Annotated in this window: 9 protein-coding genes; 6 read left to right on the top strand and 3 right to left on the bottom strand. The window is 43.4% G+C overall.

Features of this window, described 5'->3' with window-relative positions; genetic code table 11:
- Nucleotides 1-24 precede the first annotated feature (24 nt).
- The 3 genes from H6G97_RS39320 (at nt 25) to H6G97_RS39310 (ending at nt 2,425) form a co-directional block, all read left to right on the top strand.
- Nucleotides 25-846 carry an SDR family NAD(P)-dependent oxidoreductase gene (locus H6G97_RS39320; RefSeq protein WP_242055871.1) on the top strand — a complete coding sequence of 274 codons (822 nt, stop codon included), beginning with the start codon at nt 25-27 and terminating at the stop codon, nt 844-846.
- Between the two features lie 40 nt (nt 847-886).
- Nucleotides 887-1,318: an NIPSNAP family protein gene (locus H6G97_RS39315; RefSeq protein ID WP_190946061.1), complete on the top strand. Its 432-nt coding sequence runs from the start codon at nt 887-889 to the stop codon at nt 1,316-1,318.
- A 702-nt stretch (nt 1,319-2,020) separates the two neighbouring features.
- Nucleotides 2,021-2,425: a hypothetical protein gene (locus H6G97_RS39310; RefSeq protein ID WP_190946060.1), complete on the top strand. Its 405-nt coding sequence runs from the start codon at nt 2,021-2,023 to the stop codon at nt 2,423-2,425.
- Nucleotides 2,426-2,673: 248 nt separating this feature from the next.
- Here the strand turns inward: H6G97_RS39310 and H6G97_RS39305 are convergent, their stop codons facing one another.
- From H6G97_RS39305 to H6G97_RS39295, 3 genes are all read right to left on the bottom strand, one after another.
- The gene (locus H6G97_RS39305; RefSeq protein WP_190946059.1) at nt 2,674-2,964 is read right to left on the bottom strand and encodes a hypothetical protein; all 291 of its coding nucleotides are present in this window, start codon (nt 2,962-2,964) and stop codon (nt 2,674-2,676) included.
- A 10-nt stretch (nt 2,965-2,974) separates the two neighbouring features.
- The gene (locus tag H6G97_RS39300) at nt 2,975-3,934 is read right to left on the bottom strand and encodes a ParM/StbA family protein (RefSeq protein ID WP_190946058.1); all 960 of its coding nucleotides are present in this window, start codon (nt 3,932-3,934) and stop codon (nt 2,975-2,977) included.
- A gap of 536 nt (nt 3,935-4,470) precedes the next feature.
- Nucleotides 4,471-4,614 carry a hypothetical protein gene (locus H6G97_RS39295; protein ID WP_190946063.1) on the bottom strand — a complete coding sequence of 48 codons (144 nt, stop codon included), beginning with the start codon at nt 4,612-4,614 and terminating at the stop codon, nt 4,471-4,473.
- 283 nt (nt 4,615-4,897) lie between these two features.
- On the opposite strand from H6G97_RS39295, the gene H6G97_RS39290 reads away from it, so the two are divergent.
- The 3 genes from H6G97_RS39290 to recD2 all read left to right on the top strand — a co-directional run.
- On the top strand, nt 4,898-5,671 hold the full coding sequence (locus H6G97_RS39290; protein WP_190946057.1) for an AAA family ATPase: 774 nt from the start codon (nt 4,898-4,900) through the stop codon (nt 5,669-5,671).
- A complete protein-coding gene (locus tag H6G97_RS39285; protein WP_190946056.1) occupies nt 5,668-6,636 on the top strand; it encodes a ParB/RepB/Spo0J family partition protein in 969 nt (322 codons plus the stop codon). Before H6G97_RS39290 ends, H6G97_RS39285 begins: the two co-directional genes overlap by 4 nt.
- A 252-nt stretch (nt 6,637-6,888) precedes the next feature.
- Nucleotides 6,889-8,660, top strand: a 1,772-nt coding sequence (gene recD2 / locus H6G97_RS39280; protein WP_190946055.1) for an SF1B family DNA helicase RecD2, incomplete at its 3' end; no start/stop codon positions are given.

The raw sequence follows: 8,660 nt of genomic DNA, 5'->3' as shown, positions 1-8,660 counted from the left end.
TCTTTTAGACCTTCCTGTAGCTTACTGACTTGCTCCGACGTTAAAAAGTTTTTAGCTGCTGGTGGCATAGTTGCTTTTAAACGACTTCCTCTTCTTATTATGCAACTTAAGTGCCGATTAGCTTATCCAGAGACTGCAAAGGCTGTACGTTTGGATGTAACGTCATCCCAAGACATACAAGTAGCGGTTGATACAGCAATCGCTACATTTGGTCGAATTGATGTGCTGGTCAACAATGCTGGTCATGGACTCATTGCTGCACTTGAAGAAGTTAGTGATGTTGATATTCACCAATTTTTTGAAACCAACTTCTTTGCGGCGCTCCGTCTGATGCGAACGGTCTTGCCTATAATGCGTCAGCAAGGCAGCGGTCACATTGTGAATATGTCATCCACAGCAGGATTCGTGGGATTTGCTGGAAGTAGTCTCTACTGCGGCGCTAAATTTGCTCTGGAAGGCACGTCTGAAGCCCTGGCTAAAGAAGTTGAATCCTTTGGAATTAAGGTGACTTTAATTGAACCTGGGGCATTTCGCACAGATTTTAACGGACGCTCTCTAGCAGCAGCAGAACTTTCCATTGATGCCTATGCGACCGTGAGCGGTGCTTCATTGCAGTGGTTCAAAGATATGGATGGTAAGCAACCTGGCAATCCACGAGCAGCGGCGCAAGCCATCATTCAAGCTGTGGAAAGTCCTTATCCGCCGATGCGGTTGGCGTTAGGCACGGATGCCATGAGCCTGATTCAGGAAAAACTCTCAGGGGTCAAAACGGATTTGGATGCCTGGCAGCAGGTGAGTGTAAGTACGAATTATACAGATAGGAACAGTGGGGTAATAGTTGTTTAGGCGGCTATAGAACGTTCACTAAGCCATGAGGCACAATATCATGCATACTTTCAAAGCTCTAGCGCTCTTTTGGCTCATCGCCCTCCCTAGCATTGTTAATGTGCAGGAAAGCTATGTTTGTCCAAGCGATGGCAGCGAACTTCAGCAACTAAGAATCTATGAGGTTAATCGCAGCAACAAAGATGCTTTTCATCAGCGTTTTCAGGATCATGCTCTACGGATCATGAAGCGACATGGTTTTAAGATCATTGACATATGGGAAAGTGATTCTGGTGAGAAGGTTGAATTTATCTATCTTCTGGCTTGGCCGGACAAAAGCACAATGGATTTACGCTGGAGAGAGTTCCTCTCAGACAAAGAATGGATTGACATAAAGAAGCGGACAGCGGCTGAAAGTGGAGAACTAGTTCGAGAAACTAATGACCACCCACTAACTCGCGTGTCTTACAGCCCGGCATGCGCCAAGAAATGAGTGGTACACCGTCTAACAATTCATTCAAGCCGAAGCCGCTTCGCAGCTCGGCTTAATTCGAGTCTGGTAGTTAAGCTCGCTCGCTAGTCATTAAACGCTGGATACATCCACTAGGAAGCAGAATTTAAGTCAGGAGAAAGTTAAGTGATTCGACTCGACGACCCAGTAGCGATTATTACTGGAAGCAGGTGAGGTTTGGGGGCAGCTTATGCCCGCCTGCTGGTGGGCATAGGAGCGTGTGTCGTTGTGCATGACGCAGGCGTTAACAAAGATGGGACTTAAGATAAAAAATGCTTCTAGATATTGCTTCTAGAAGCATTCGGGGCATGAACCTTTTTTGACATTTAACTGTTTACAGGTACAAATGTACCACTTATGGTTCATTTATCCTAGCAATTGCCTAAAATCCGCTGGCTAAAAGCTATCCACGTTCTTAATCGAGTTTAAAATCCTCTATACTTGACCCAGGGCTTCCATACGTTAAACACTGGTTTGTTTAAACTTTTGGCATATTTGACACAGTGAGCAGTACCACCAGAAGTCGTTGCAACTTCCCTCTCATCCCGATTTCACGTTAATTCCCATCGCCATCACCAGTACCCTTGAGCAATCGCGGTAATGAAGGCTAAAAGTCATACACCATAGTTGATTTAGCTTATCCTAGAAATTACCCTCTTCAACACATGGGTAAAACTTGGGCTAATGCTTGATTACATAAGCGCGGCAGTTGCATTTTGGATGCTGATGTTTGGAATCCAGGAATGGGTGCTACAGTTTTGCCTTGGTTTTCTCGGTCGCTACTGGGCGTTGATGAGCGTTGCCAGCTTGTTTCTCGGCTTATTGCTCTCTTCATTCATTGCCGTCCCACTGATTATCAACCTAAGAGTAGACCCGTTCAGATTTCCAGACAATATTATTCTGTGCGCCATCGCTGCCGTTATCTTTAGCATCATCGTCAGCCTGGGGCAGTGGCTAATACTGCGAAAAACAGAACTGACACCGAGAATTTTCGCGCTGATTAATACGGTAGTTGGAATTGTGATTTTCGCTTTTTCGCCCATTCGCAATTTGCAATTAAGAAACCTAGATACAGCAGGACTTTCCTGATTTACATCTGTTGCCTCATTTTGGAAAATTGGTATAAGATTCATGTGAAACCTCTTTGCTGACAGGGTTGCAGCTTCGTGTATTTCAGATGATTGAATACCAGTACGTCAAGGAGTTCAACATCTTCTTCCTTCCCCACACCCTTTCATCCAGGAATACCAGGGATTTACGCTTAACAAGCGTGCCATTCCACTTACCACCCTAAAGGCTAATTCCCCTTCTTTACCGTTGCCAACTTCCTCTGACGGTTACAAATCAAAATCAAGGCTGAATGTTTCCCCTAAAGAATCTTCTTCTTTCTCCTGTGCAAATAGAGTCGAAGTCATTGAAGGAAGTTGGTTTGACTCAGTACTAAGCGGTGTGGAAACTATTTGTTGTGCAGGTAATCCAGCCTTAATGAAAACAAAATAGCAATCAACTATAAAGTAAATCGTGTCCAGGTAACTTTTATCTAGTTTTTGCGATTCTGCAAATATGCGCTCTCGGTAATTATCTTTGAGACGAACTTTTTCCGGTGCTAAGTCTTTTTTATCTGCCATTGTTATAACTTCACTTAAGAGATGTGCCCGTTAGATTTTTGCTGTTAATGGTTTTCGCCATCTCTAAAAGCCCAGAGACATTGGCTTCTACCGGATTGTCCAAGATTTTGAAGCCGTTTTTCTCCAACAGCTTTTTAAATCCTGGTAAAAGGCAACCTCCACCAATCGCCCAGATTTCATCCCCTTGGTGCTTGGCATCAAGTGTTAGATTCACCACTTTCTTCAAGTATTTTTCATACCAATCTTTTAAACAAGTAGTGTATACATCTTTGATATCGATGTCACGGCTGTATCGGGTATGCCCCATTTCCAAACAAAATCGGATTTTAGATGGGTCTCCGATTTTTCCGCCATTTAAATGTTTCATTTTTTGGGAGATATCATCAATGAGAACTTCTACACCGATAGGGTAGGCAGTGTGAACTTCTCGCTGACCCCGGTTGTAACGAGAATACAGGGTCGTACCATTGCCAAAGTCTAAAATGGTTAATTTTTTGGGTAATGGATGCCCAAACAATGCACCCATTCCCTCTAGTACGACTTTCAGGACTTCTACTTTTACGTCTGATTGTTTGCCAGCAAGTATTGGCTGATATTCTCCATTGAGTACTTTTTGTAATTCTTCAGCCAGACCAACATCATGTAAACTGACGACTAATTTTAAGTGCCAAGCCTTACGGTGTGGAAGATGTGCCAATGCACCCAATAAAGTCAACAACGCATTATTGACTTTGTTTTCATTATTGTCTGTGTTGCGGTCAAAATAATTTCCTGTACGGTAAGCTGACTCTCCAACTGTGTAAGCAGTACCGTTAAAAACTACGCGCCCTGGCACATCTTCCATCTCGGCATTGGTTATATAGCTCGGCACACGAACTACTTCAAAGCCATCGACTAAAAGTTTGAGACTTCCGTAACCGTTATCGAAACCCGCAGGAAAAATTTTTTGTAAGCTGTGAATGTTTGACATCTGCTCTAAGTAATACACTTTAATTTGTGAAAATTATCTGTTCAAGTGATCTGCAAGAGCAAGAGAAAGAAGAATAAAATAGCTTTCCCTTTTTTCCCTAATCTCAAGAGCTTATCATAACCCCTTGGGGGCTAAATGGGGCACAAAATTTCAACTAGTCAGATATACCCCATTTAGCACCTATAAACATCCTACATAGGGGTCAAAACATCATCAAAGTACTGAACTATTGTTGGGGTATATATAGACCCTATGTGACCCCTGCAAAGAATTTCTGAAATCTTTTTTATCAACGTAGCAGAAATTAAATTAGATCGTTGACTGTTTAATTTATTCTTTTTATTAACAATTTACTTCCCCGCAAGATGTAGCCTTAGCACTTATCCAATTGGAATTTACTAGGAGAAATTGGTTGCTTTCCGAGGGGATTGTAAAACTTGAGATTGTTGAGAGGGCTTGTAAGTTCAATCCTAGCAGTTGAAAAGCAATTCGGTCTTGATCTATAACTTCTTGCTGACTACGTAACGAGTGGGCTACTACTTGTTTACAGGTTCAGCTTTCTCAACTGAATTATCATTCACACCCAAAGCCAATTCCAAAGAAGTTCTTTGAGGATAAGCTTTTACTGCTTGCCGATAAACTTCATAGTTAGTACGTAGCGTGTTCTGAGTATTACTCACTCCATAGGTCAGAAATCACAAGTTGGAATTCGGAAGTAATACCCTATAACTAATCATACTGTTCAGTAGTAACGGTGTTACAACTATTCAGCGTGAGCGCCGTTACCGCAGTTATAGTTCGCGGTATTCAAATGAGAACTTGTATACTCTTGCTATAGCCAACTTATAGGCAGTATGGGATGGAAAGTAATCTTGCAACCTCAAAGAGTTGTATTCCCCCTAATCAAGCGCTACAATCTGCCTGTATTAGAAGTACTTTTTGCCATAACTGCAATTTATTCAAGTGAGCCAAACCCGGATTATTACACTATTTAACCAAAGTGGTGGGGTTGCCAAGACAACACTTACTCAAAATCTGGGCTACCACCTTGCACTTAAAAAACGTCGTGTTTTGCTTGTGGATATGGACCCGCAAGCATCTCTCACTACATTTATGGGACTCGAACCAGACGAATTGAGCATCAGTATTCAACAAACAATAGTTGATAACAAACCATTACCTATCTATCCCGAACCCATTCATGGTATGGCGCTTGTCCCTGCTGACATTAACCTTGCCGCTAGTGAAATGCAACTTAGTAGTGCGATCGCTAGAGAATATCGCCTAAAAAATGGACTCTTGGATGTGCAAGATAATTACGACTTCATTCTCATTGACTGTCCACCTTCATTAGGGTTACTCAGTATCATCAGCCTGACTGCTGCTACTCATATTCTCGTCCCTATCCAATGTCAATTCAAGTCATTTAAGGGAACTGAACTTTTACTCAGCACGATCACCCAAGTCCGCAGTCATACCAACCCCAGATTGCAATTTGCTGGATTTGTTCCTACAATGTTCGATGGTCGGACCGCCCAGGAATCGCGTACACTTAAAGCTGTACAAGAACAACTATCAGAGATTGGCACTGTATACCCGCCAATCCCAAAAACTATTGCCTTTGCCGATGCTTCTGAGCGCCGAGTCCCACTAGCATTATTTGATAAAAACCATCCAGCCGTGGGTATACTCAAAAAAATTGCTAATAGCATAGATAAACTTGAATTAAAACTGTGAGTAGCAAACGTAACGAACCTTACGCTGCAATAAAAAAGCCTGTCGATCTGCTGTTTGGCACTGTAACTGGGTCACAATCTGATGATCAAGCCAGCGCTACTAACACAATTGCGATTGCCAAAATTAAGCTACCTTCCTCACAGCCAAGGCGCTATTTCGACGAGCAGAAGCTTGAAGAACTATCACATTCAATCAAAGAATTGGGTATTCTAGAGCCTCTGCTAGTGCGTCCGCTCTCTGAGGGCAATTATGAATTAGTAGCCGGAGAACGACGCTACAAAGCGGCAGTGATGGCTCTTTTAACTGAGGTTCCTGTAGTAGTCCGCATAATGGATGATGCGACTACGTACCAAGTACGCCTCGTTGAAAACCTGCAACGCGAAGACCTCAATCCACTAGAAGAGACTGAGGGTATCCTTGAACTATTGGCATTTCGATTGTCAATCAGTACGTCAGAAACCGTCAAACTACTTCAAAAAATGGAGAACGAAGCTAAAGGGAAAATTACCCGTAACGTTACGGGTAATTCTCAAACTCTACTTATTGAGGAAATATTTACAGCGTTAGGAGGCATGAAGTGGGATTCATTTGTTCGCAATCGCTTGCCTTTACTCAATCTCCCTCAAGATGTGCTTTCAGTATTACGTTCGGGAAAAATTGAGTACACCAAAGCACGGGCAATCGCTAAGGTGAAAAATGAAAAACCAAGAATTCAACTACTAGAAGACGCGATCGCCTACAATCTCTCATTGAGCGAAATTAAGCGGAAGATTCCAGAAATTGAACAGAAGTCGGAATCAGAATCTCGCGCTCAAACAGAGCCAACATCTCTAAAAGACCGAGTTGATGACACACTCCGTCGCTTTAAACAGTCAAAAATATGGGACGATCCAAAGAAAAAAGCAAAGCTAGAGAAGCTGTTGGCTCAGTTGGATGTATTGATGAAAAACGATTTCACAAATTGATGAAAATGAATTAGCTAAAAAACCTTTGGCATAAGACCGCTTTACTGCAAAAGCTGCCGTCCTCCTCAAGCACGCAAGAAATCAGCAGTCCGTCGAAGAAAAAGAACCAAAAGCCATGAGCTATAGAGTGACTTTCGTCATAGCGGGGTGAGTTTTCGATGACACTAATACTGGGTATCTGGTTAAGGACTTATGTACTATAATGACTCCATCCCCAGTACTATAATTATGGGCGGTATCTTGTAACAGGCAATGTTCACTCCTCCTAATCTTTCCGCTCAACAAATAAGTGCCTTCCCTCAACACGAAACAATCATCGGAGTCGTAGAACGTTTAACTTTTTACTCTGCTGAGTCAGGCTACACAGTGGCAAGGCTGACTCGTCCGCGTAGCAACGAACTCACAACAATTGTTGGCAGCTTTGCCAATATTCAGCCAGGTCAAACTCTACAACTAACTGGTTTCTGGCGTGACCATCCACAATTTGGTCCCCAGTTCCAAGTAGTCAACTACAAAGAAACCAAACCAGCCACTCTTACTGGAATTGAAAAATACTTGGGTAGTGGGTTGATTAAAGGTGTTGGCCCAGTCACAGCAAAACGGATTGTTGCTCACTTCGGTTTAGAAACCCTGGACATCATCGAAAACCAGATTGAACGACTGATTGAAGTCCAGGGTATTGCCAAAAAGCGGATCACTCTCATCAAAAACGCCTGGGAAACTCAGAAAGCTATCAAAGAAGTGATGGTGTTTCTCCAGGGACATGGCGTTTCTACCACTTATGCTGTGAAGATTTACAAGCAATATAAGGATGAGGCAATCGCCACTGTTACCAAAAACCCATACCAGCTATCAGCCGACATCTATGGTATTGGTTTTCTAACTGCCGATAAGATTGCGAGAAATATCGGAATTGCGCCTGACTCAGAATTTCGTTACCGTGCGGGGATTATCCATTGCCTAAGTGAAGCTGCCGAAGATGGTCACTGTTACCTGCCACAAAGCGAACTGATTGAGTCGGTAATCAAACTGCTGACTACCGAATCTCATCAGCCCACAGAAGAAGGGGTTGCGATCATTATTAAAGATATGGCTCTGGCAGACGAGCTGATTAGAGAGCGGGATGAAGAAAAAAGGCTACTTTGCTATAAGCCGACTTACTTTCATACGGAACAGAATTTAGCTCAACTGATACGCCAACGCTTGGAAAACCCTGTTGGCACTGACATTGAGCGTGTGCGTGATTGGATTGACCGCTTTACAGCCAGCCGTATAATTCAGCTTTCAGAACAGCAACGCCAAGCTGTAGAAACAGCAGCCTATTCCAAAATCATGATCCTAACTGGTGGCCCTGGCGTAGGAAAAACTTTCACCACCCACACGATAGTTAGTTTATGGAAAGCGATGGGGAAGTCTATTGCAATGGCAGCACCCACTGGACGCGCTGCTCAACGCTTGGGTGAGATGACTGGACTTGAAGCAAAGACTATACATCGCTTGTTAGAATTTGACCCCAGGACAAGGGGATTTAAATGCGACAGTGAAAACCCTTTGCCCCATACAGCAATTATCGTTGATGAAGCATCGATGCTTGATTTATTCTTAGCATACTCCTTGGTCAAAGCAGTATTAGCTGGCGCTCTACTGTTGTTGGTGGGTGACATTGACCAGCTACCATCTGTAGGGCCAGGTCAAATACTCGCTGACCTGATCAATTCTGGGCGAGTTCCCGTGGTGCGGCTGACCCAGGTATTTCGCCAAGCCCAACAGAGCGCAATCATCTCTACTGCTCACCAAATTAATCGAGGAATTTATCCCACAATCGAGCCAATCTCTGACAATCCTGTGTCTGATTGTCTGTGGCATGGCGGCGGTCATCAGCCTGAACATGGAGTGCAAGCAATCTGCGAATTGATTACAGACTTGCTCCCTCGCCTAGGTTTTAATCCTGCCACTGATGTCCAAGTGCTTTGCCCAATGACACGGGGAGTTGTGGGTACTCGCAATCTTAATACCGTGTTACA

The sequence above is a fragment of the Nostoc flagelliforme FACHB-838 genome, assembly GCF_014698065.1.
In the GTDB taxonomy this organism is placed as follows: Bacteria; Cyanobacteriota; Cyanobacteriia; order Cyanobacteriales; family Nostocaceae; genus Nostoc; species Nostoc flagelliforme_B.
The sequence above is the reverse complement of the archived record's forward strand: the minus strand, read 5'-3'. Positions and strand labels throughout refer to the sequence as shown.